Here is a 21,501-nt window from a genome sequence, read left to right on the forward strand (position 1 = left end):
CTCGACGGGCCAGGACGGGTGGCCGTTCAGCTCGCACCCCCAGGGCCTGGGGTGCCGTCGCCGGCCGGCGGCTGGGGGGCGCCGGGCCGGGGATGGTCGCCGCCGCGGATCTGGTCGACGGCGTGGACGAGCAGCGGCTCCAGGACGGCGAGTCCGTCGCGGACGCCGCCGGTGGAGCCGGGCAGGTTCACGATCAGCGTCCGGCCGGCCACTCCGGCCAGGCCGCGGGAGAGCGCCGCGGTGGGCACCTTGTCCCGGCCGTGGGCGCGGATGGCCTCGGCGATGCCCGGCACCTCGTGGTCGAGCACCGCGCGGGTCGCCTCGGGGGTGCGGTCGGTGGGCGAGATGCCGGTGCCGCCGGTGGTGACGACGACGTCGTACCCGGCGTCGACGGCCGCGCGCAGCGCGTCCCGCACCGGATCGCCGTCCGGGACGACCTGCGGGCCGTCGACGGCGAAGCCGAAGGCCCGCAGGCCGTCGGCGATCAGCGGGCCGCCCTTGTCCTCGTAGACACCGGCGGCGGCCCGGTTGGAGGCGGTGACGACCAGCGCGCGGTACGAACCGGCGGTCCCGGAGGCGTCCGCGTTCATGACCGGCTCCAGTCGCCCGACTTACCGCCCGTCTTCTCCTCCACCCGTACGTCCGTGATGACCGCTCCCTTGTCGACCGCCTTGACCATGTCGATCACGGTGAGCGCGGCGACGGAGACCGCGGTGAGGGCCTCCATCTCGACGCCCGTGCGGTCCGTCGTCCGCACCGTGGCGGCGATCTCCACGGCGTCGTCCGCGACCGACAGGTCCAGTGTCACACCGGACAGCGCCAAGGGGTGGCAGAGCGGGATGAGGTCCGGGGTGCGCTTGGCGCCCATGATGCCCGCGATACGGGCGGTGGCGAGGGCGTCGCCCTTGGGGACCCCTTCGCCGCGCAGCAGCTCGACCACGCGGGGCGAGACGAGGACGCGTCCGCTGGCGCGGGCGGTCCGCGCGGTCACGTCCTTTCCGGAGACATCGACCATACGGGCGGCGCCCGCGTCGTCGATGTGCGTCAGTCGGTCCTGCTCAGGGGGGCCGGGGGTCGCCCCCCGGGAAGGCACTGTCATGGTGTGTGGCGCTCCCGGTCCGGGCCCGTCGCGGTGCGGCGCACAGGCCTGCTGTGCGCGACACGGTACCGCCAACACCGGCCGGTCAGCCGAGCAGGACCACTTCGACGTCGGTGCCCGGCGCGACGGACTCGACGTCCTCGGGGACGACGATCAGCGCGTCGGCGTGCGCGAGGGCCGCGACCAGGTGCGATCCGGCCCCGCCGACCGGCTTCACCGTGCCGTCGGCGTAGGTGCCGCGCAGGAACTGCCTGCGGCCCTTCGGCGAGGTCAGCGGCTTGTCGGCGGTGAGGGTGGCGCGGGTCCGGGGCCGGTGCACGTCCGTGAGGCCCATGAGGGCGCGGATCGCGGGGCGGACGAACAGTTCGAAGGAGACGTACGACGACACCGGGTTGCCGGGCAGGGCCAGCAGCGGGGTGTGGTCGGGGCCGATGGAGCCGAAGCCCTGGGGCTTGCCGGGCTGCATGGCGAGCTTGCGGAACTCGATGCCGCTGCCCGGCTCGTCCTCGTCGCCGACGTGCGACAGCGCCTCCTTGACGACGTCGTACGCCCCGACGCTGACGCCGCCCGTGGTGACCATGAGGTCGGCCCGGACGAGCTGGTCCTCGACGGCGGTGCGCAGGGTCTCGGCGTCGTCGGCGACGGCGCCCACGCGGTAGGCGATGGCGCCGGCGTCCCGGGCGGCGGCGGTGAGGGCGAAGCTGTTGGAGTCGTAGATCTGGCCGGTCGCCAGTTCCTCGTCGGGCTGGACGAGTTCGCTGCCGGTGGACATCACGACCACGCGCGGGCGGGGACGCACGCGTACGGTGCCGCGGCCGATGGCGGCGAGCAGCGCGATCTGCGGCGGGCCGAGGACGGTGCCGGCCTCCAGGGCACGGTCGCCGGCCTTCACGTCGCTGCCCTTGGCGCGCACATGCGCGCGGGCCTCGCAGGGCCGGTGCACGCGCACCTGTCCGGCCGCGCCCTCGGGGGCGAGGCTGCGGGCGCGCATCGCGGTCACCGGGCCCTCACCGAGGCCGCCGTCGGTCCACTCGACGGGCACGACCGCCTCGGCGCCGGACGGCAGCGGGGCACCCGTCATGATGCGGGCGGCCTGGCCGGGCCCCACATGCAGCAGGCCGGCCTGGCCCGCCGCGACATCCCCGACGACGTCCAGGACGGCGGGGAACTCCTCGCTCGCGCCCGCGACATCCGCGACCCGCACCGCGTACCCGTCCATGGAGCTGTTGTCGAACGGCGGCAGGGACACCGGCACCGTGATGTCGTCGACCAGGAGGCAGCCCTGGGCGTCGAGCAGGTTCAGCTCGATGGGTTCGAGGGGGCGGACGGTCGCGAGGATGTCCTCCAGGTGTTCGTCCACCGACCAGAGGTGGTCCTGGTCGGCGGTGCGGGGCGCGGCGGTGCTCAAGGTGGCTACATCTCCTCGGTGACGTAACTGCGGAGCCAGGTCCGGAAGTCCGGTCCCAGATCTTCACGTTCGCACGCGAGTCTGACAATGGCACGCAGGTAGTCGCCACGGTCGCCGGTGTCATAGCGGCGGCCCTTGAAGACGACGCCGTGCACCGGGCCGCCGACCTTCTCGTCCTGCGCCAGCTGCTGGAGGGCGTCGGTCAGCTGGATCTCGCCGCCGCGGCCCGGCTCGGTCTTGCGCAGTATGTCGAAGATGTGCGGGTCGAGGACGTACCGGCCGATGATGGCGTAGTTCGACGGGGCGTCGGCCGCGTCCGGCTTCTCCACCAGACCGCTCACCTTGACGACGTCGCCCTCGGCGGTGGACTCCACGGCCGCGCAGCCGTAGAGGTGGATCTGCTCGGGCGCCACCTCCATGAGCGCGATGACGCTGCCGCCGTGCTGCTCCTGGATCTCGATCATCCGCGCGAGCAGCGGGTCGCGCGGGTCGATCAGGTCGTCGCCGAGGAGGACGGCGAAGGGCTCGTCGCCGACGTGCGGGGCGGCGCACAGCACGGCGTGGCCGAGGCCCTTGGGGTCGCCCTGGCGGACGTAGTGCATCGTCGCGAGGTCGCTGGACTCCTGCACCTTGGCGAGCCGTTCGGCGTCGCCCTTCTTCTGAAGGGCGCTCTCCAGCTCGTAGTTGCGGTCGAAGTGGTCCTCAAGCGGACGCTTGTTGCGTCCTGTGATCATGAGGACGTCGTCGAGGCCCGCCGAGACGGCCTCCTCGACCACGTACTGGATCGCCGGCTTGTCGACGACCGGCAGCATCTCCTTGGGAGTGGCCTTGGTGGCCGGCAGGAACCGGGTGCCGAGGCCTGCTGCGGGGATGACAGCCTTGCTGATCCTGGGGTGCGACTGAGTCATGCCCGACACCATATCCGGTGCCTTTGTAGGGAATCTGAGGCTCCGGATCATTGACGCTCATATGAGCGCATTGGAACAGTACGGGAGATGCGGGTGAGTCACCACGGACCGGTGTCCGATCCTGACAAGCGAGGGTTGCGGCGCGAATTCCTCGCCGTGAGGAACAGGTTGACAGCCGATGACGTGCGGGAGTCGGCGGCGGCGCTGGCCGCGCGGGCACTGGAGCTGCCCGAACTGGCGCATGCGCGCACGGTGGCGGCGTATGTGTCCGTGGGGAGCGAGCCGGGGACGCTCGCCCTGCTGGACGCGCTGCGCGCGCGAGGTGTGCGCGTCCTGCTTCCCGCGCTGCTCCCCGACAACGACCTGGACTGGGGCGTGTACGCCGGTGAGGGCTCCCTCGCCCGGGTCCGGCACGGCGGGCGGATGGCCCTGCTGGAGCCGGCCGGCGACCGGCTCGGCCCCGAGGCGGTGACCGCCGCCGACGCGGTGCTGCTGCCGGGCCTGGCGGTGGACGCGCGCGGCATGCGGCTGGGGCGCGGCGGCGGGTCGTACGACCGGGTGCTGGCCCGTCTGGAGCGGGCGGGCGCGCACCCGGCGCTGGTGGTGCTGCTGTACGACTCGGAGGTCGTCGAGCGCGTCCCGGAGGAGGCGCACGACCGGCCGGTGCACGCGGTGGTGACCCCGTCCGGGGTCCGGCGCTTCCCCTCCGCCCGGTAGCCCTCACCAGGGGGCGTGCCGCCTGTCCCGCGCGCCCCTCCCCAGCGCATCACCACCCCCTCATCCGGCGCGCGCGCAGCCCTCGCGCGCCCCTGCCCTCGCCCGCCCCTATGGGAACGGCCCTCCACGCGCGCGTGGAGGGCCGTTCCGGGTGGTGCGTCGTGTGCCGTCAGTGGCTCACGGCTTGAGGACGAGCCGGTCCTCGGTGTTCTTGTCGACGGCCTCGTCCGAGAAGGCCCACGGCAGCAGTTCGCCTTCTGCCCACTTGTCCGTCTGGTCGGTGTAGTGGGCGCTGTAGGCGTGCCCGGAGGCGCCGGTGAGGTTGATCCACCGGGACTTGTCGAGGTCGCCGAGGTTCACCACCATCCGCATCGACGGCACCCAGACGACGCCGTAGCCGCCGGCGGCGTTCCAGCCGGTGGCGTTGACCGTGGCCTCACCGCCGCTGAGCTTCCAGGGGCCGCGGTTCAGGGCGTACTGGAGGAAACCGGGGCCCTCGGTGCCGAGGGTCTGGTTCTTCAGGAACAGCCGGTGCAGACGGCCCCAGCTCCAGGTGTCGATGTCCTTGCCGAGCTTCGCGGTCAGCTCCCAGCGGGCGTCGATCATGGCGCGCACGAACAGCTCGTCACGGTTGTCCGCGTCGGGGCGGGTGCCCGACTTGGGCGTCTTCCACCAGTCGCTGTCCTCGTCGTCCATCAGGTTGCGCACCACCTCGAACCAGCGGTCGCCGCCGTCCGGCTGCGCCTGGTCGGCGTCGCGCTGGCCGCACTCGCGCACCCGGGTGTCGTCGTCCACGGGACCGGTGGTGTTGACCGGCTCGACCCACAGGCACTGGCCCTTGACCCGCAGCTCCTTGGGCAGCTTGTTGCCGAAGGCGAGCTTGAGGATGTTGCGCCAGACGGAGTTGAAGTAGGCGGCCGCCGCCGAGTCCGCGTCCTGGGTGTAGTCCCAGCCTTCCAGCAGCTTCTGCGCCTCGCGGACGTCCTTGTCGTCCACGTCGAGCTTCAGCAGCTGCGGCACCAGCAGCTTGGCGATCTCGCTGCTGTTGTCCATCTGCATCTGGCGCATGTCGTCGGTGGAGATCTTGCCGTCGCCCTTGATCTTCGACTCGATCAGGTCGGTGATCCGCTGGCTGCGGGTGCCGTAGCCCCAGTCCGCGGTGAGCGTGTAGGGGTAGGCGTCCTCGTCGACCACGGCCTGGTTGGCGGTGACGACGTAACCGCGCTTCGGGTCGTACTCGTACGGCAGCTCGTCCTGCTCGATGTAACCGGTCCAGCGGTACTTCGGGTCCCAGCCGGGCGCCGGGAGGTGACCGTCGTGGCCCTCGGCGCGGGTGGGGATCCGGCCGGGCAGGGTGTAGCCGATGTGGTTCTCGGTGTCGGCGTAGACGAGGTTCTGCGAGGGCACCTCGAAGAGGGCGGCCGCCGCGCGGAAGCCGTTCCAGTCGGCCGCCCGGTCCATCGCGAAGACGGCGTCCATGGTGCGGCCCGCGTCGAGAGCGGTCCAGCGCAGCGAGATGCCGTAGCCGTCGCCGCGGTCGGGTGCCGCGGTGTCGACGGCGGCCTTCTTGCCGACCTTCACCAGTTCGTCGTCGCGGTCGGACAACAGGGGGCCGTTGTTGGTCTCCCGGACGACGATCTCCTTGGAGGCGCCACCGGCGACCTTGATGGTCTCCACGCGGGTCTCGAAGGGGACCACCTTGCCGCCGTACAGGTAGCCGTCGCCGGTCAGCTTCTCCAGGTAGAGGTCGCTGACGTCGACGCCGGAGTTGGTCAGGCCCCAGGCGATGTTCTGGTTGTGGCCGATGACCACGCCCGGCATGCCCGCGAAGGTGTAGCCCGAGACGTCGTACTGGCAGGCGCGGGACACGGTCCGGCAGTGCAGGCCCATCTGGTACCAGACGGACGGCAGCGAGGGCGACAGGTGCGGGTCGTTGGCCAGCAGCGGCTTGCCGGTGATGGTGTGCGCGCCGCCGACGACCCAGGAGTTCGAGCCGATGCCGTTGCCGTTCACGCCGACGGCCGCGGGGAGGTCGTCCAGGACCTCGTAGAGGCCGGACAGCTGGGTCTGGAGGGCGTCGGTACCGGTGGCCGTGCCGGTGCCGGTGCCGGTGCCCGTGGCGGTGCCGGTCCCCGTGCCGACGCCGGTGCCGACGCCGGTGCCGGTGCCGGTGCCCGTACCCGTGCCGACGCCGGTGCCCGTGCCGGTACCTGCACCCGTGCCCGTGCTCGTGCCGCCGTCCTGTTCGAACGTCTGCGTGAGCTCGTCGTACTGGCCCTCCTGGACGATCGCCTTGTTCCGGTCGTACGGGTACGCCGGGTACAGGTCCTCGATCTGCTGGGGGCCGAGGCGGCTGGTCATCAGGGAGCGGTCGATCTCGTCCTGCATGTTGCCGCGCAGGTCCCAGGCCATGGCCTTCAGCCAGGAGACCGAGTCGACCGGGGTCCACTCCTGGGGCTTGTAGTCGTTGCTGAAGCCCAGGGCGGCGTACTCCAGGGAGATGTCCTTGCCTTCCTTGCCCTTCAGGTAGGCGTTGACTCCCTTGGCGTAGGCCTGCAGGTACTTCTTCGTGGAGGCCGACAGCTTGGTGTCGTACTCCTCCCGCGCGGTCCGCTCCCAGCCGAGCGTGCGCAGGAACTCGTCGTTGTCCACCTGGCTCTTGCCGAACATCTCCGACAGGCGGCCGGCGGTCATGTGACGCCGCACGTCCATCTCGTAGAACCTGTCCTGCGCCTGGACGAAGCCCTGCGCCATGAACAGGTCCTCGTCGGACGAGGCGTAGATCTGCGGGATGCCGTAGCCGTCCCGCTTCACGTCCACGGGCCCGGAGAGGCCGTCGAGCGTGATCGATCCCTTGGTCTGCGGGAAGGAGGCGCGGACGGTGCTGACGGTCCAGTAGGCCCCGAAGGCGACGCCACCGATGACGGCCAGCACCAGCACGAGCACGAACAGACGGGCTTTGCGCCCCTTCTTCCTGCCGGACTTGCCGGGCTTCTGACCCGTTGAGGCGGTGGTGTTGGGGGGCATCGCTGTCCTTGCTGTCCTAACGCGAGCGGCAGGCCGGGCTGTGACTATGAAAGAGCGCTGGAGCAACCATAGGCGCAGGGCCCAGTCGGCCTTGACGCGGAGTCGGGAACCAGCGCGCACGGACGTTCGATCTTGCCTGGCGAACGTCAAGAAATCGTCAAGAGTTAGGTAAGGTAACGAAGTAGTTGGTGCGGAGTGGGCTCACCTCCGTGTCGGATTCGCACTGAGCGTCCACGCGCTGAAGCGTCCACGCGCGCGTGAGGCGTGAACCAGGGAAGGGAACGGCCGCTGACTGTCCACCACCTCAACCAGCTCCTGCTCGTCTGCTCGCTCGTCCTGCTCGTCGCCGTCGCAGCGGTCCGGATCTCCTCGCGCAGCGGGCTCCCCAGCCTGCTCGCGTACCTGGGCATCGGCGTCCTCATGGGCCAGGACGGGATCGGCGACATCCACTTCGACAACGCCGAGCTCACCCAGGTCATCGGATACGCGGCCCTCGTCGTGATCCTGGCCGAGGGCGGTCTGGGCACGAAGTGGAAGGAGATCAGGCCGGCCCTGCCGGCCGCCTCCGCGCTGGCGCTGGTCGGGGTCGCGGTGAGCGTGGGGGTCACCGCCACGGCGGCACACCTGCTGATCGGGCTGGAATGGCGCCAGGCGCTCATCATCGGGGCGGTCGTCTCCTCCACCGACGCGGCGGCCGTCTTCTCGGTGCTGCGGAAGATCCCCCTCCCCGCGCGCGTGACCGGCACCCTGGAGGCCGAGTCCGGCTTCAACGACGCCCCGGTCGTCATCCTGGTGGTCGCCTTCTCCACCGCCGGTCCGATCGAGCACTGGTACGTCCTGGTCGGCGAGATAGCGCTGGAGCTTGCCATCGGCGCGGCCGTCGGACTCGCGGTGGGCTGGCTGGGCTCCTGGGGACTGCGGCACGTGGCGCTCCCGGCCTCCGGCCTCTACCCGATCGCCGTCATGGCCATCGCCGTCGCGGCGTACGCGGCGGGCGCGCTGGCGCACGGCAGCGGCTTCCTCGCCGTCTACCTCGCGTCCATGGTGATGGGCAACGCGCGGCTGCCGCACTGGCCGGCCACGCGCGGTTTCGCCGACGGCCTCGGCTGGCTAGCGCAGATCGGCATGTTCGTCCTGCTCGGCCTGCTGGTCACCCCGCACGAGCTGGGCGACGACATCGTGCCCGCGCTGGTCATAGGCCTGGTACTGACGATGGTGGCGCGCCCGCTGAGCGTCGTGATCTGCCTGGTGCCCTTCCGGGTGCCGTGGCCGGAGCAGACGCTGATGTCCTGGGCCGGACTGCGCGGCGCCGTGCCCATCATCCTGGCGACCATCCCCATGGTGAACGGCGTCGACGGCAGCCGCCGCATCTTCAACATCGTCTTCGTCCTGGTCGTCGTCTACACCCTCATCCAGGGGCCGACCCTGCCCTGGCTCGGCCGCAAGCTGCACCTCGGCGACGGCTCCGAGGCGGCCGACCTCGGCATCGAGTCGGCACCCCTGGAGCGGCTGCGCGGGCATCTGCTGTCCGTCGAGATCCCCGAGGAGTCGAGGATGAACGGCGTCGAGGTGAACGAGCTGCGGCTGCCCGCCGGGTCCGCGGTCACCCTGGTCGTGCGCGACGGCAAGTCGTTCGTACCGCTCCCGACGACGGTGCTGCGGCGCGGGGACGAGCTGCTGGTGGTCGCCACCGACCCCGTACGGGACGCCGCCGAGCGCCGCCTGCGCGCGGTGAGCCACGGCGGCAAGCTGGCGGGCTGGCTGGGGACGAACGGCGCGGGCGGACCCCACCGCCACCGGCACTGACGCGCCGGCCCCGGTGCGGGTACCGACCAGGGGCCCCTCTTTCACAGGCACCGCGGCTACTGGTGCTCGTTTTCACAGGTGCAACGCGCGTAGACACCTGTACGATAAGGGTTGATCAGATCGAACCAACTCTGCCTGACGCAGAGCTGGCGCGACCGTATGGCGGCCGCGCGCCCCCGTGACGGGTGCCGGTATCTACCGCAGTCCAGCGCAAGAGGACAGCTCTCGGCGCCGTGCCCCCCACGAAGGGGCCGCGCTACCAGGCGGCAGAAAGGCACGGGCCGTGGCGTCCACGGTCACCACCGAGCCGTCGAAGGAAACGACGGCACCCTCCCGCCCGGGATACGGGCAACTGCTGCGCACGCGCGGCGCCTGGACGTTCCTGCTCCCCGGCTTCGCCGCCCGCCAGCCGTTCGCGATGCTCACGATCTCCATCGTGCTGCTCGTGCAGCACACCACCGGCTCCTACGGGGCGGCGGGCGCCGCCGCGGCCGTCACTGGCGTCTCGATGGCGCTGTTCGCGCCCTGGAGCGGACGCCTCGCGGACCGCTTCGGCCAGCGCGCGGTGCTGATCCCCGGCGTGCTCGTGCACACGCTGTCGGGCCTCACGCTGACCGCGCTCGCGCTGGCGCACGCCCCGCTGTGGGCGCTGTTCGTGGCGGCCGTCCCGACCGGTGCCTCGGTGCCCCAGGTCGGCCCCATGGTGCGCGCCCGCTGGGGCGTGAAGCTTCAGGGCTCGCCCCTGATGACCACCGCCGCCGCCTTCGAGTCCGTCACGGACGAGCTGACCTTCGTCCTCGGCCCGCTGCTGGCGACCGCCCTGTGCACCGCCGTCGACCCGGCGGCCGGACTGGTCACCGAGGCGGCGCTGACCCTGGTCGGCGGTCTGCTGTTCGCCGCGAGCAGGAGCACCCAGCCCGCGGTCGCCGCCGACGGGCACGCGCGCGTGGAGCACGCCTCGGCGCTGCGCGTCCCCGGAGTCCGCGTGCTGATCGTGGCGTTCCTGGGCATCGGCTCGGTCTTCGGCGGCATGCAGGTCTCGCTGGCCGCGTTCACCGAGTCGATCGGCGAGCCCGGCCTGAACGGCGTCCTGTACGGGACCTTCGCCGCGGGCAACATGATCTCGGGCCTGGTCTGCGGCGCCATCGCTTGGAAGGTCGCCCCGCAGCAGCGCCTGGTCGTCGGCTACGCGGCGCTCGCGCTGGCCGCCGCCGGCCTGTGGGCCGCCCACTCGGTGCTCGTCCTGGCGGCCCTGGGTCTGCTGGTCGGCATGTGCATCGCGCCCGCGCTCGTCACCGGCTACACCCTGGTCGAGGACCTGGTCCCGGCCGGCGCCCGCACCGAGGCCTTCACCTGGCTGACCGGCGCGGTCGCGCTCGGCCAGGCGGCCGCCGTCACCGTCGCCGGACAGCTGGAGGACCGCCTCTGGGGCGGTGCCGGTTTCCTGGTGCCGCTCGGCGGCACGGTGCTCGCCCTGGTCACCCTGGTGGCGCTGCGTTCACGGCTGTCGGCGCGACCTCTCAGCCGTACCGTGGCGCGTGGCGTGGGTCACCGCTCGCCGGTCACGGTGGACTGATCCGCTGGAATACGTCACTATGGACCGTCGTTAGCACTCATTGAGTGAGAGTGCCAGGAGGAAGACAGTGCCGACCTACCAGTACCAGTGCACCGAGTGTGGCGAGGGCCTTGAGGCGGTGCAGAAGTTCACCGACGACGCCTTGACCGAGTGCCCCAACTGCGGTGGCCGCCTCAAGAAGGTGTTCTCCGCGGTCGGCATCGTCTTCAAGGGCTCGGGCTTCTACCGCAACGACAGCCGCGGCTCCTCGTCGAGCAGCTCGCCGGCGTCGAAGTCGTCCGGCTCCGCGTCGTCCTCGTCGACGTCGGCCTCGTCGACGACGTCCTCGACGTCCTCGTCGGACTCCAAGACGTCGGGTTCCGGGACCTCCACCACCGGCACCGCCGCGTAACACGCTTCCGCGAGACCCCGCTGTCGTACGGCAGTGGGGTCTTCGGCGTTCCTCCCGCCGCTTGCCTGTGCGGTGGCCGCGGCGGCTACTGTGCTGGCCATGGCGAACGCAGAGATCGGTGTCATCGGCGGGTCCGGCTTCTACTCCTTCCTCGAGGACGTGACCGAGGTACAGGTGGACACGCCCTACGGGCAGCCCAGCGACTCCCTCTTCCTCGGCGAGATCGCCGGCCGGCGGGTCGCCTTCCTGCCCCGGCACGGCCGTGGCCACCATCTGCCGCCGCACCGGATCAACTACCGGGCCAACCTGTGGGCCCTGCGGTCGGTCGGCGCGCGCCAGATCCTCGGCCCGTGCGCGGTCGGCGGCCTGCGGCCCGAGTACGGCCCCGGCACCCTGCTCGTCCCCGACCAGCTGGTCGACCGTACGAAGTCCCGCGCGGCGACGTACTTCGACGGCCTGCCGCTGCCGGACGGCACCGTGCCGAACGTGGTGCACGTGTCCCTGGCCGACCCCTACTGCCCCACCGGGCGGGCGGCGGCCCTGAAGGCGGCGCGCGGCCGGGACTGGGAGCCGGTGGACGGCGGCACGCTGGTCGTCGTCGAGGGTCCGCGGTTCTCGACCCGTGCGGAATCGTTGTGGCACCAGGCGCAGGGATGGTCGGTGGTGGGCATGACCGGTCACCCCGAGGCGGCGCTCGCCCGTGAACTCGAACTCTGCTACTCCTCGCTCACCCTGGTCACCGACCTGGACGCGGGTGCCGAGACCGGCGAGGGCGTCTCGCACGACGAGGTGCTGCGGGTGTTCGCGGCGAACGTGGACCGGCTGCGCGGCGTGCTCTTCGACGCGGTGGCCGCGCTGCCCGCGAACGAGGAGCGGGACTGCCTGTGCACGAGGGCGCTGGGCGGGATGAACCCGGGGTTCGAGCTGCCGTAGCGGCGGCGGCGGAGCAGATGGAACGGCTGAGCGGGGGGAACGGGCGGAGCGGGGGTGGAGCGGGCTGAGCGGCTGGAGCGGGCGGAACGGCACGTTCGGGTGAGGGAGTTCTCCCCAACCTGCCGGTGATCCACCGGCCTCGGCGGGCGGCGGCGAAAAGCCTCATCGTGGGCTCGAACCGATCGCTCGTCGAAGGTGGTGGCCTCGTGTCCTTCGCCCGCCCGTCCGCTTCCCCGTCCGCTCCCCCGCTCGCTTCCCCGTCCGCTCCCTCGTTCACTTCCCCCTCCGCTTCGCCGTCCGCTCCGCTCCAGCCCAGCCCTCCGGGCATCGATGTGCCCGCGACCAGTGAGGTGCCAACCACCAGTGAAGTGCCGCAGTTCGCGCCGGTCCGTGTGCGCGGCGGGCGGTTCGGGCCGGGCCGGCTCGTGCGGCACCGGCGGCGTGCGCTCGCGGCCGGGCTCGCCCTGACCGCCGCGGCCCTCGTGGCGGCCGGCCCGCGCGCTCCGGCGGACAGCCACCGCGACGACCGGGCGCGCGGGCACCCGGCCACGCATCAACGGGTGCCGGCGGCCTCTGGTGTGCCGGGACCCGGTGTGCGGGAGCGGCCCGACGCGCGGCTGGTGACCGCCCCGGTGCGGATCGCCGACGCCGCCACCGTGCGGCTGCTGCGGCCCGGCGACCGGGTCGACGTCATCGCCGCCGCGGAGCCGGCGACCGGAAGCGAGGCCCGGGTGATCGCGCGCGGGGTCCGGGTGACGGAGGTGCCCGAGCCGCTGCACGAGGCGGTGGACGAGGCGGTGGACGGCGGGGCGCTGGTCGTCCTGTCGGTTCCGCGTGCCACCGCCGCGCGGCTGGTCGGGGCCGGTGCGACGGAACGGCTGGCGGTGACGCTGTGCTGAACCGAATCCTTGGCCCGCTGCGCGATCCGCTGTCTCGTCCCTCGTTGGAGCGACCGAGGTGGACAGGGCGGGCCGGCCGTGCCGTAGGTTGCGGAGCGTTTTGTTCCACAGCCTGTGCGTACGAGGAGAGTCCCCGAGGTGAGCGAGAAGAAGGAGCCGGGCGTCTGGCAGGGCTTCAAGGCCTTCCTGATGCGCGGGAACGTCGTCGATCTGGCGGTGGCGGTGGTCATCGGCGCCGCCTTCACCAACATCGTGAACTCGGTGGTGAAGGGGATCATCAATCCGCTGGTCGGAGCGATCGGCACGAAGAACCTCGACAGCTACAGCTCATGTCTGAAGGGTCCGTGCGAGGTGGCGGCGGACGGCACCGTCACCACCGGGGTGCAGATCATGTGGGGCTCGGTCCTCGGCGCGGTGCTCAGCTTCGTGATCACCGCTGCGGTCGTGTACTTCCTGATGGTTCTCCCGATGGCCAAGTACCTGGCCCGTCAGCAGGCCCGCAGGCTGGCGCGGGAGGGCACGAAGGAGGTCATCGAGGTGACCGAGCTGGAGGTGCTGAAGGAGATCCGCGACGCGCTGGTCGCGCAGCGGGGACCGAGCCGCACCGAGGCCTGACGGGCTCGGCGCAGGGCGAGGCGGTCCTGGGCGTCCGGGCCAGGACCGCGGCCCGCGGGGTGCTGCGGACGGTGCTGCGGACGCTGCTCCGCAGGGCCCGGCCGGCCGGGTCGGCAGGGTCTGGATCAGCTGGGTCGGCTCATGAGGCCCGGTCGGATCGGCGGGCCCGACCGGCTCACAGGTGGTGGGGCGGCTTCTCGTCGAGGAAGCGCTTGAGGTCCGCCGCGGCGTCGCCGCCGGTGCTCGGCCGTTCGCCCCAGCCACGGTCCGTGTCGTCGAAGGACTGCTCGTCCAGCGGATCGTCGAAGATCAGCGCGGCCTTCGGGTCACGCGGCTCGGGGGTGGGGGCAGTGCTCATGCCCCCAGGGTACGGCCCCGCGGCCGACTCGCGCGGGGGCCTGCCGCCGGGCCGTACGACGAGCGCGCCGGCATCGCGACACCGGGCGGCCGTCGGAGGCGAGGGGCGGAACCGTGCGCAGGATATTTCGCCCGTTATCTGTTGTATTGGGACTCATGACGTCCCGTTCGACTCCGCCGTCCGCCCCGGCGGGCGGGCCGGCCTCCAGGAAGCCGCTGCGCAGGCTCACGGCACGCGGGCGCGGCGAGCCGCACCGCGTCGCCTCCCCTTTGGAGCTGTTCTTCGACCTGTGCTTCGTCGTGGCGATCGCCCAGGCGGGCCTCCAGCTCGTGCACGCCGTCGCCGAGGGCCACGCGGGCGAGGGCATCCTCAACTACGCGATGGTGTTCTTCGCCATCTGGTGGGCCTGGATGAACTTCACCTGGTTCGCCTCGGCGTACGACAACGACGACGCGCTCTACCGGGTCGTCACCCTGGTCCAGATCGCCGGTGTGCTGGTGCTGGCGGCCGGGGTGTCGAGCGCCTTCGACGACCACGACTTCGTCGTCGTCTGGCTCGGCTACCTGATCATGCGGCTGGCGATGGCCGCGCAGTGGCTGCGGGCCGCCAGATCCGCGACGGGCGCGGAGCGGACCACCGGGCTGCGGTACGCGGCCGGCGTGCTGCTCTGCCAGGTCGGCTGGCTGGGTCTGGTGGTGCTGCCGGAGCCCGCCCGTCCCTGGCTGTTCCTGGTGATGGCGATCGCGGAGCTGTGCGTGCCGGTGGTCGCGGAGAGGGGCTTCGCGACGTCCTGGCATCCGCACCACATCGCCGAACGGTACGGACTGTTCACCATCATCGTGCTCGGCGAGACCATCGCGGCGGCCACGGTCGCGGTGAAATCGGGGGTCGACGAGAACGACGCCCTGGGCGAGCTGCTGCCGATCGCGGCGGGTGGCCTGCTGATCGTGTTCTCCGCGTGGTGGATCTACTTCGTGGTGCCGATCCACGGCCATCTGCGCTCCAACCGGCAGGCGTTCCTGTGGGGCTACGGCCACTACCTGATCTTCGCCTCGGCGGCCGCGATCGGCGCGGGCCTTGAGGTGGCGGTCGAGCAGACGGTCGGCAAGGCACACATCTCCACCCTGTCCGCCTCCGCCGCCGTCACCCTGCCGACGGCGCTCTATCTGCTCACCGTGTGGGCGCTGCACTCCCGGTACTTCAAGGTGGGCCTCGCCCAGCAGGCGGTGCTGCCGGTGACCGCCCTGCTGGTGATCTGCTGCTCGTTCCTGGGCGACTGGGCGGTACCGGCGGCCGGCATCGTGACGGCGCTCGCGGTGGCGACGGGAGTGACGCTGACGGCGCGCATGGTGGCGCGGGACAGCAGGGCGAAGGGGGCGGCGACGGGGGCCGCCTGAGCGGGGTGGGGGCCGGGGGAAGGGGGGCGGGGGCGGGGGGGGGAGGCCCCCGGGGGGAAGGGTCCCGGGGGTGAAGGCCCCCGAGGGGAAGGGACGGAGAGTCCCCGACGGAGGGCCGCGGCACCAGGCGCGCACGCGTGGGGCGCACCGGCGCAGGGCGTGTGCCGGGGCGGGCCAGACTGGCTCCATGACTGTTGACGCTCTGACGGACGTGGCAGGCCTGCGGGTGGGACACGCGACGCGCCGGGGGGACGGGTGGCTCACCGGCACCACCGTCGTCCTCGCACCCGAGGGCGGTGCCGTCGCCGCGGTGGACGTGCGCGGTGGCGGTCCCGGCACCAAGGAGACCGACGCGCTCGATCCGCGCAACCTGGTGCAGAAGGTCGAGGCGATCGTGCTGACCGGCGGCAGCGCCTACGGACTCGACGCGGCTTCCGGGGTGATGGCCTGGCTGGAGGAGCGGGGGCGCGGAGTGCGGGTCGGGGTGGATCCGGCCCATGTCGTGCCGGTCGTGCCGGCCGCGTGCGTCTTCGACCTGGGGCGCGGCGGCGAATTCCGGGCCCGGCCGGACGCCTCCGTGGGCCGGGAGGCGGTCGAGGCGGCGGCGGCCGGCGGGCTCGGCGCGCCGGTACGGGAAGGCTGTGTGGGCGCCGGCACCGGAACGCTGGTCGGAGGCCTCAAGGGCGGGGTCGGCACCGCGAGCGCCGTCCTCGGTTCCGGGGTCACGGTGGCCGCGCTGGTGGTGGCCAACGCGGTGGGCTCGGTGGTGGATCCCGGGACGGGGGTGCTGTACGGCGAGTTGTTCCAGGGGCGGGTGGACTACCCGGAGGCGCGCGTGCACGAGGCCGCGCGACGGCGTATCGCGGAGTCGGCGGCGAAGAACGCCCCTCCGTCGCTCAACACCACGCTCGCGGTGGTCGCCACCGACGCGGAGCTGTCGAAGGCGCAGGCGCAGAAGCTGGCCGGCACCGCGCACGACGGGATCGCGCGCGCGGTCCGGCCGGTGCATCAACTCAACGACGGGGACACGGTGTTCGCGTTGGCGACGGGCGCCCGCGCGCTCGACGCCGCGAGTCCGCTGGCGTTGAACGAGATCCTCGCCGCGGGCGCGGATCTGGTGACGCGCGCGATCGTGCGGGCGGTGCGGACGGCGGAGTCGGTGGACGGGCCGGGTGGAGTGTGGCCGTCCTACACGGAGTTGTACGGCGAGCCGTACGGGGAGGCGCACAAGGGCCGGTGATTGTCGCGGTTGTGTCACGCGATGGCGTTCACCGCGTGCGGATGGGAACCCCACCCCTCGGTGTTCCCTTCTTTCTCCACGCCTTGGAGCGGACCGCGCACATCGGATGAACCTGGAGCAGCTCGTGACAACGCCGGACATAGCAAAGCGGCGCACGCTGGCGGCCTGTGCCGCCATGGTCGTCGGCACGCTCGGCCTCAGTGCCTGCGTCGGCAGCGCACAGGCCGACAACGACCGCGAGGAGGACGGCGGCGGCAAGAACGCGGCCGCGGCGATCGTCTTCTCCGCGAAGAACGGCTCGACCGGCGCCTCGATCAACTCGACCGGGGTGAAGGTCCGCGACGGCCGGCTGACCTACGTGAAGATGACGGTGGCGGACACCGGGCAGGCCGTGCCGGGCGCGCTGGCGGCGGACGGCAGGAGCTGGAAGCCGAAGGAGCAGCTGGAGCGGGGGACGAAGTACGAGATGGCGGCGACCGCCGAGGGGACGGACGGTGAGGACACCGCGGCCAAGTCGGTGTTCACGACGGTCACCGAGGCCAACAGCTTCATCGGGACGTACACGCCGGACGGCGGGACGACCGTGGGCGTGGGGATGCCGGTGTCGTTCCGGTTCGACAAGGCGATCGACGACCGGAAGGCGGTGCAGTCGCACATCTCGGTCACCTCCAGCAGCGGGCAGAAGGTGGTCGGGCACTGGTTCGGCGCGCAGCGGCTGGACTTCCGGCCCGAGGAGTACTGGAAGGCCGGCTCCAAGGTGACGATGAAGATCGACCTGGACGGCGTGGAGGGCGCGAACGGGGTGCACGGAGTGCAGAAGAAGACCGTTACCTTCACGGTCGGGCGCTCGCAGGTCTCGACGGTCGACGCCGCCACCCAGACCATGACGGTGGTGCGGGACGGCAAGACGGTCAAGACGGTTCCGATCTCGGCGGGCGACCCGCAGAACACCACCTACAACGGGCAGATGGTGATCTCGGAGAAGTTCGAGCAGACCCGCATGGACGGCTCCACGGTCGGCTTCGACGGCGAGTACGACATCTCGGACGTGCCGCACGCGATGCGCCTGACGGACTCCGGGACCTTCGTCCACGGGAACTACTGGTACGACCAGGCCAACCCGCCGTTCGGCCGGGAGGGCACCAGCCACGGCTGCGTCGGCCTGCGGGACGTGCGGGGCGCCCAGGGCGACACCCCGGGCAAGTGGTTCTACGACAGCTCGCTCCTCGGGGACGTGGTGATCGTCAAGAACTCCGCGGACGACACCGTCGCACCGGACAACGGGCTCAACGGGTGGAACATGGCGTGGAGCGAGTGGGTCGCCGGAAGCGCCGTCTGAGGGCCGCCACTCCTTGATCAACAGCGGTCGGCACTTGGCCAACGCCGCCTCGACCAGTCGTTTTTGACTGCCTGTCGGGTCGCGCGGGAATTTACCGGGCGGCCCACCCGTTTTCCCGGCGTACGTTTTCTCGGTTCCCGGACATGATGTCCGACCGAGGGGCTACGGTATGCACCCACAAGGTGACATGCAGCAACGCCAGGAGAAACCTTGAGCGTTCCGTACGAGACCGAAGCGTACGAACCACCCGAGTCGCCCGAGTCTCCGGAGGAGCATCTCGCGCGACTGCTCGGTCGCGCCCTGAACTCGTTCGAACTGCCCGACGACGCCGTACGGCGACTGGACAGTGCGCTGGCCTACGACAGCTCGCTGCACTCCGCGCACCACAGCGCGGGGCTGCACCGTGAGACGTACCGGCACACCTGGCTGCTCGCCGACGGCTCGGCGCTCACGCTGTGGGAGCTCGTCCACAACACCGCGCGGGGCCGCGCCGCGCAGCACGAGGTGTACGTGGACGAGGAGGAGCTGCGGGCCGCCACCTCCCGGCTGCCGCTGCCCGCGGACACGCCGGACTTCGAGCTGCCGGTGCTGGTCCAGCTGTCGCCGGTGCCGGGACCGCGGCACGCCTACGCACCGGACGATTCCGCGGACCACGCGCGCCGGCTGCTGCGGCGCGCGGAGAACACGGACCGGCCGGGAGCGGAGACGGCCGCGCTGCTGGCGACGGCGTGCGCGCACCAGATCACGCAGGCCTTCGGGCGCCCCTGCCGGGCGGGCCGCGCCGGTCTGGGCTTCTCGCTCTACGAGCACGCGTTCCTGCTGCGCGACGGCGCGGAGATCTCCCTCTGGGAGGCCGAGCACACCGCCACCCCGGACGGGCGGCACATGTGCGAGGTGTACACCTCCGAGGAGGCGGCGCGAGAGGCGATGGAGCGGCGGGCCGCGCAGATGTCCTGAGGGCGCGCCGGTCCGAAGCCTTGCCCCGGCCCACCCCTCGGGCGTGTCAGTGGCCGTCGGCGAACTGGCGGATGAGGCCCGCGAAGGCGGCCTGTTCGGCCGGGGTCAGTTCGACGGACTCCACGTGCGAGGCGTGGTTGCGCTGTTGCGGGAGCGCGGCGAGCGGGCGTGCGCCGGTGCGGACGGCGGCCCAGGCGTCAGCGGCGGCGCCGGCCTCGGCGCCCGAAGCGGCTTCCGGGCGCTCGCGGCGGAGCATGCGGGCCAGGCCGGTCACCCAGGCCACGGCCACCAGGGCGAGGCAGACCACGCCCGCACACTGAAGGATCGAGACGTGCTCAGGCATACGCCCCAGTAGACACCACGGTCCGGGACTTTGATCCCGGACCGTGACGTATCTCGCAGGTGCCGCAGTTCCCTTCAGGTGCCGTGAACGGCTCACAGCGTCCGCAAAGGGACATGAGTCCCAGGGTCGGTCCTAGGCGGCCACCGGCTGCCTCACCTCGGCGGTCGCGGCCGCCGGACCGTCGGACTCCTTGTCCGTCCCGGTGCCGGGCGCCGCCGTGCGCAGCCCCTTGAGGAGGATCACCAGACCGGCCGTGACCACCGTGCCGGCCGCGATGGCCAGCAGGTAGAGGAACGGCTTGCCGATCAGGAAGGTGACCCAGACGCCCCCGTGCGGGGCGCGCAGGGTGGAGCCGAAGGCCATGGTCAGGGCGCCGGTGACGGCGCCGCCCGCCATGGAGGCCGGGATGACCCGCAGCGGGTCGGCGGCCGCGAACGGGATCGCGCCCTCGGAGATGAAGGAGGCGCCGAGGACCCAGGCGGCCTTGCCGTTCTCGCGTTCGGCGGTGGTGAACAGCTTCTTGCGCAGGGTGGTGGCGAGGGCCATGCCCAGCGGCGGGACCATGCCGGCGGCCATCACGGCGGCCATGATCTTCATCGCGGAGTCGCTGGGTGCGGCGACCGCGATGCCGGCCGTGGCGAAGGTGTAGGCGACCTTGTTGACCGGCCCGCCGAGGTCGAAGCACATCATCAGGCCGAGCAGCACGCCGAGCAGGACGGCGTTGGCGCCGGAGAGGCTGTTCAGCCAGTCCGTCAGGCCCTGCTGGGCCTTGGAGATCGGTTTGCCGATCACCACGAACATCAGGAAGCCGACGACCGCCGAGGAGACCAGGGGGATCACCACCACCGGCATGATGCCGCGCAGCACGGCCGGTATGTGGACGCGCTGGATCGCGAGGACGACACCACCGGCGATCAGACCGGCGACGAGACCGCCGAGGAAGCCCGCGCCGATGGTCACGGAGATCGCGCCGCCGACGAAACCGGGCACGAGACCGGGCCGGTCGGCCATGCCGTAGGCGATGTAGCCGGCGAGGACCGGGACGAGGAAGCCGAAGGCCGCCGCGCCGATCTGGAAGAACAGCGCGCCCCAGCTGTCGGCCTGGCCCCAGGCGAAGTGGTCGATGACGGACTTGGCCTCGTTGACCTCGTAGCCGCCGATCGCGAAGCCGAGGGCGATGAGCAGACCGCCCGCCGCGACGAACGGCACCATGTAACTGACGCCGGACATCAGCCACTTGCGCAGCTTGCTGCCGTAGCCCTCACCCGGCTCACCGGCGCGCTCCACCGGCGTACCGGCGGGCTTGGCGGCGCCCGCCGACTCGCCGCGCGCCGCCTTGTCGCGCACCTCGGCGATGAGCGTGGCCGCGCGGTTGACGGCCGCCTTCACACCGACGTCGACGGTGGGCTTGCCGGCGAAGCGGTCCTTGTCGCGTACGGGCACGTCGTGGGCGAAGATCACGCCGTCCGCCGCGGCGATGACGGCCGGGTCGAGCCGGGTGAAGCCGGCCGATCCCTGTGTCTCCACGACGATGTCGACGCCCGCCTCACGGCTCGCGTTCTCCAGCGACTCGGCGGCCATGTAGGTGTGCGCGATACCGGTGGGGCAGGAGGTGACGGCGACGATACGGAAGGGACGCTCGCCGCCACCGGATGCGCTCGGACCGCCGGTGGTACCCGCGGCGGTGCTGCCGGCTTCGGCGGAGCCTGCCTCGGCACCGCCCGCTCCGGTGGGGCCCGTGGCGGTGGGGCCCGTGGCGGCGTCGGCGGAGGCCGCCACCGGCGCCGCCACGGAGTCTTCGGAACCTCCCGCGGCCGTGCCCCCGGCCGCGCCCCCGGCCGTATATCCGTCCGCGCCCCCGGCCGTGTCTCCGTCCGCGCCCCCGGCCCGGTCCTCCGGCTCGTCCCCGCGGATGAGTGCCGCCGCGGCCGCCGGGTCGTCGACCGCCCGCAGGGCGTCGGTGAAGGGGGTGTTCATCAGCTGCCGGGCGAGCGACGACAGGATCGTGAGGTGGGCGTCGTCGGCGCCGGCCGGAGCGGCGATCAGGAAGATCAGGTCGGCGGGGCCGTCGGCGGCGCCGAAGTCGACACCGGCGGAGCTGCGCCCGAAGGCGAGCGTCGGCTCGGTGACGTGCGCGCTGCGGCAGTGCGGGATGCCGATGCCGCCGTCGAGGCCGGTCGGCATCTGCGCCTCCCGCGCGGCCACGTCGGCGAGGAAGCCGTCCAGGTCGGTCACCCGGCCCCGAGCGACCATGCGCTGGGCGAGGGCGCGCGCCGCCGCTTCCTTGGTGTCGGCGGACAGGTCGAGATCGACCAGTTCCGCGGTGATCATGTCGCTCATCGCGGGCTCCTTCGCTCGCGTACCGCCCGGCAGGTGGGGTGGGCGGGAGGGGGGACGGGGGTGCGGTCGGGGTGTGCGGGGGCGGGCCCAGCCAGGTGGGGGTGGTGCCCATGGGCCGCGGCGAGTAACGGGGAGCCTCGCCGGCTCG

At 72.1% G+C, this 21,501-nt stretch carries 19 protein-coding genes; 11 read left to right on the forward strand and 8 right to left on the reverse strand.

Features of this window, described 5'->3' with window-relative positions; genetic code table 11:
* Positions 1–26 precede the first annotated feature (26 nt).
* The 4 genes from ABT232_RS03305 to galU all read right to left on the reverse strand — a co-directional run bounded on the left by ABT232_RS03305 (position 27) and on the right by galU (position 3,415).
* On the reverse strand, positions 27–590 hold the full coding sequence (locus ABT232_RS03305) for a MogA/MoaB family molybdenum cofactor biosynthesis protein (RefSeq protein WP_351835142.1): 564 nt from the start codon (positions 588–590) through the stop codon (positions 27–29).
* The gene (gene moaC, locus ABT232_RS03310; protein ID WP_351835145.1) at positions 587–1,099 is read right to left on the reverse strand and encodes a cyclic pyranopterin monophosphate synthase MoaC; all 513 of its coding nucleotides are present in this window, start codon (positions 1,097–1,099) and stop codon (positions 587–589) included. The genes ABT232_RS03305 and moaC overlap by 4 nt, the downstream gene beginning before the upstream one ends.
* Before the next feature lie 85 nt (positions 1,100–1,184).
* Positions 1,185–2,507 (reverse strand): molybdotransferase-like divisome protein Glp, encoded by a 1,323-nt coding sequence (gene glp / locus ABT232_RS03315; protein WP_351835148.1) that lies wholly within the window; start codon positions 2,505–2,507, stop codon positions 1,185–1,187.
* Positions 2,508–2,512: 5 nt separating this feature from the next.
* On the reverse strand, positions 2,513–3,415 hold the full coding sequence (gene galU / locus ABT232_RS03320) for a UTP--glucose-1-phosphate uridylyltransferase GalU (RefSeq protein WP_351835151.1): 903 nt from the start codon (positions 3,413–3,415) through the stop codon (positions 2,513–2,515).
* A gap of 87 nt (positions 3,416–3,502) precedes the next feature.
* Between galU and ABT232_RS03325 the strand changes: the two genes are divergently transcribed.
* The gene (locus tag ABT232_RS03325) at positions 3,503–4,132 is read left to right on the forward strand and encodes a 5-formyltetrahydrofolate cyclo-ligase (protein WP_351835154.1); all 630 of its coding nucleotides are present in this window, start codon (positions 3,503–3,505) and stop codon (positions 4,130–4,132) included.
* Positions 4,133–4,309: 177 nt separating this feature from the next.
* Here ABT232_RS03325 and ABT232_RS03330 read toward each other — a convergent pair whose 3' ends face one another.
* Entirely contained in the window at positions 4,310–7,159 is a 2,850-nt protein-coding gene (locus ABT232_RS03330) for a penicillin acylase family protein (RefSeq protein WP_351835157.1), read from the reverse strand.
* Positions 7,160–7,423: 264 nt separating this feature from the next.
* Here ABT232_RS03330 and ABT232_RS03335 point away from each other — a divergent pair, with 264 nt between their 5' ends.
* From ABT232_RS03335 to mscL, 6 genes are all read left to right on the forward strand, one after another.
* Positions 7,424–8,965: a potassium/proton antiporter gene (locus ABT232_RS03335; protein ID WP_351835160.1), complete on the forward strand. Its 1,542-nt coding sequence runs from the start codon at positions 7,424–7,426 to the stop codon at positions 8,963–8,965.
* A gap of 283 nt (positions 8,966–9,248) precedes the next feature.
* Positions 9,249–10,541 carry an MFS transporter gene (locus ABT232_RS03340; protein WP_351835162.1) on the forward strand — a complete coding sequence of 431 codons (1,293 nt, stop codon included), beginning with the start codon at positions 9,249–9,251 and terminating at the stop codon, positions 10,539–10,541.
* Between the two features lie 67 nt (positions 10,542–10,608).
* A complete protein-coding gene (locus ABT232_RS03345; protein ID WP_351835165.1) occupies positions 10,609–10,932 on the forward strand; it encodes an FmdB family zinc ribbon protein in 324 nt (107 codons plus the stop codon).
* Positions 10,933–11,031: 99 nt separating this feature from the next.
* The gene (locus tag ABT232_RS03350; protein WP_351835167.1) at positions 11,032–11,865 is read left to right on the forward strand and encodes an S-methyl-5'-thioadenosine phosphorylase; all 834 of its coding nucleotides are present in this window, start codon (positions 11,032–11,034) and stop codon (positions 11,863–11,865) included.
* A gap of 368 nt (positions 11,866–12,233) precedes the next feature.
* Positions 12,234–12,764 carry an RcpC/CpaB family pilus assembly protein gene (locus tag ABT232_RS03355; protein ID WP_502975317.1) on the forward strand — a complete coding sequence of 177 codons (531 nt, stop codon included), beginning with the start codon at positions 12,234–12,236 and terminating at the stop codon, positions 12,762–12,764.
* 138 nt (positions 12,765–12,902) lie between these two features.
* Entirely contained in the window at positions 12,903–13,379 is a 477-nt protein-coding gene (gene mscL / locus ABT232_RS03360; protein WP_351835170.1) for a large conductance mechanosensitive channel protein MscL, read from the forward strand.
* Positions 13,380–13,554: 175 nt separating this feature from the next.
* Here mscL and ABT232_RS03365 read toward each other — a convergent pair whose 3' ends face one another.
* Complete coding sequence (locus ABT232_RS03365) at positions 13,555–13,737, reverse strand: hypothetical protein (RefSeq protein WP_351835172.1); 183 nt, start codon at positions 13,735–13,737, stop codon at positions 13,555–13,557.
* A gap of 155 nt (positions 13,738–13,892) precedes the next feature.
* On the opposite strand from ABT232_RS03365, the gene ABT232_RS03370 reads away from it, so the two are divergent.
* From ABT232_RS03370 to ABT232_RS03385, 4 genes are all read left to right on the forward strand, one after another.
* Positions 13,893–15,134, forward strand: a complete 1,242-nt coding sequence (locus ABT232_RS03370) for a low temperature requirement protein A (protein WP_351835175.1) — start codon at positions 13,893–13,895, stop codon at positions 15,132–15,134.
* A gap of 187 nt (positions 15,135–15,321) precedes the next feature.
* Positions 15,322–16,374, forward strand: coding sequence for a P1 family peptidase (locus tag ABT232_RS03375; RefSeq protein ID WP_351835177.1), 1,053 nt, complete (start codon positions 15,322–15,324; stop codon positions 16,372–16,374).
* A gap of 124 nt (positions 16,375–16,498) precedes the next feature.
* Entirely contained in the window at positions 16,499–17,713 is a 1,215-nt protein-coding gene (locus tag ABT232_RS03380; protein WP_351835180.1) for a L,D-transpeptidase, read from the forward strand.
* A 210-nt stretch (positions 17,714–17,923) separates the two neighbouring features.
* The gene (locus ABT232_RS03385; RefSeq protein WP_351835181.1) at positions 17,924–18,670 is read left to right on the forward strand and encodes a DUF6227 family protein; all 747 of its coding nucleotides are present in this window, start codon (positions 17,924–17,926) and stop codon (positions 18,668–18,670) included.
* A gap of 46 nt (positions 18,671–18,716) precedes the next feature.
* Here the strand turns inward: ABT232_RS03385 and ABT232_RS03390 are convergent, their stop codons facing one another.
* Both ABT232_RS03390 and ABT232_RS03395 read right to left on the reverse strand, forming a co-directional pair.
* A complete protein-coding gene (locus tag ABT232_RS03390; RefSeq protein ID WP_351835183.1) occupies positions 18,717–19,013 on the reverse strand; it encodes a hypothetical protein in 297 nt (98 codons plus the stop codon).
* A gap of 132 nt (positions 19,014–19,145) precedes the next feature.
* Entirely contained in the window at positions 19,146–21,353 is a 2,208-nt protein-coding gene (locus ABT232_RS03395; RefSeq protein WP_351835184.1) for a PTS fructose transporter subunit IIABC, read from the reverse strand.
* Positions 21,354–21,501 lie beyond the last annotated feature (148 nt).

The sequence above is a fragment of the Streptomyces sp. NPDC001532 genome, assembly GCF_040298625.1.
Classification (GTDB): domain Bacteria; phylum Actinomycetota; class Actinomycetes; order Streptomycetales; family Streptomycetaceae; genus Streptomyces.

What these genes read in the sequence shown, in the direction of transcription:
- ABT232_RS03325 (WP_351835154.1), top strand. Translation starts at nt 3,503, where the DNA reads ATGCGGGTGAGTCACCACGGACCGGTGTCCGATCCTGACAAGCGAGGG.
- ABT232_RS03395 (WP_351835184.1), bottom strand. Translation starts at nt 21,353, where the DNA reads ATGAGCGACATGATCACCGCGGAACTGGTCGATCTCGACCTGTCCGCC.
- galU (WP_351835151.1), bottom strand. Translation starts at nt 3,415, where the DNA reads ATGACTCAGTCGCACCCCAGGATCAGCAAGGCTGTCATCCCCGCAGCA.
- ABT232_RS03375 (WP_351835177.1), top strand. Translation starts at nt 15,322, where the DNA reads ATGACTGTTGACGCTCTGACGGACGTGGCAGGCCTGCGGGTGGGACAC.
- ABT232_RS03305 (WP_351835142.1), bottom strand. Translation starts at nt 590, where the DNA reads ATGAACGCGGACGCCTCCGGGACCGCCGGTTCGTACCGCGCGCTGGTC.
- moaC (WP_351835145.1), bottom strand. Translation starts at nt 1,099, where the DNA reads ATGACAGTGCCTTCCCGGGGGGCGACCCCCGGCCCCCCTGAGCAGGAC.
- ABT232_RS03365 (WP_351835172.1), bottom strand. Translation starts at nt 13,737, where the DNA reads ATGAGCACTGCCCCCACCCCCGAGCCGCGTGACCCGAAGGCCGCGCTG.
- ABT232_RS03390 (WP_351835183.1), bottom strand. Translation starts at nt 19,013, where the DNA reads ATGCCTGAGCACGTCTCGATCCTTCAGTGTGCGGGCGTGGTCTGCCTC.
- ABT232_RS03370 (WP_351835175.1), top strand. Translation starts at nt 13,893, where the DNA reads ATGACGTCCCGTTCGACTCCGCCGTCCGCCCCGGCGGGCGGGCCGGCC.
- ABT232_RS03330 (WP_351835157.1), bottom strand. Translation starts at nt 7,159, where the DNA reads ATGCCCCCCAACACCACCGCCTCAACGGGTCAGAAGCCCGGCAAGTCC.
- ABT232_RS03350 (WP_351835167.1), top strand. Translation starts at nt 11,032, where the DNA reads ATGGCGAACGCAGAGATCGGTGTCATCGGCGGGTCCGGCTTCTACTCC.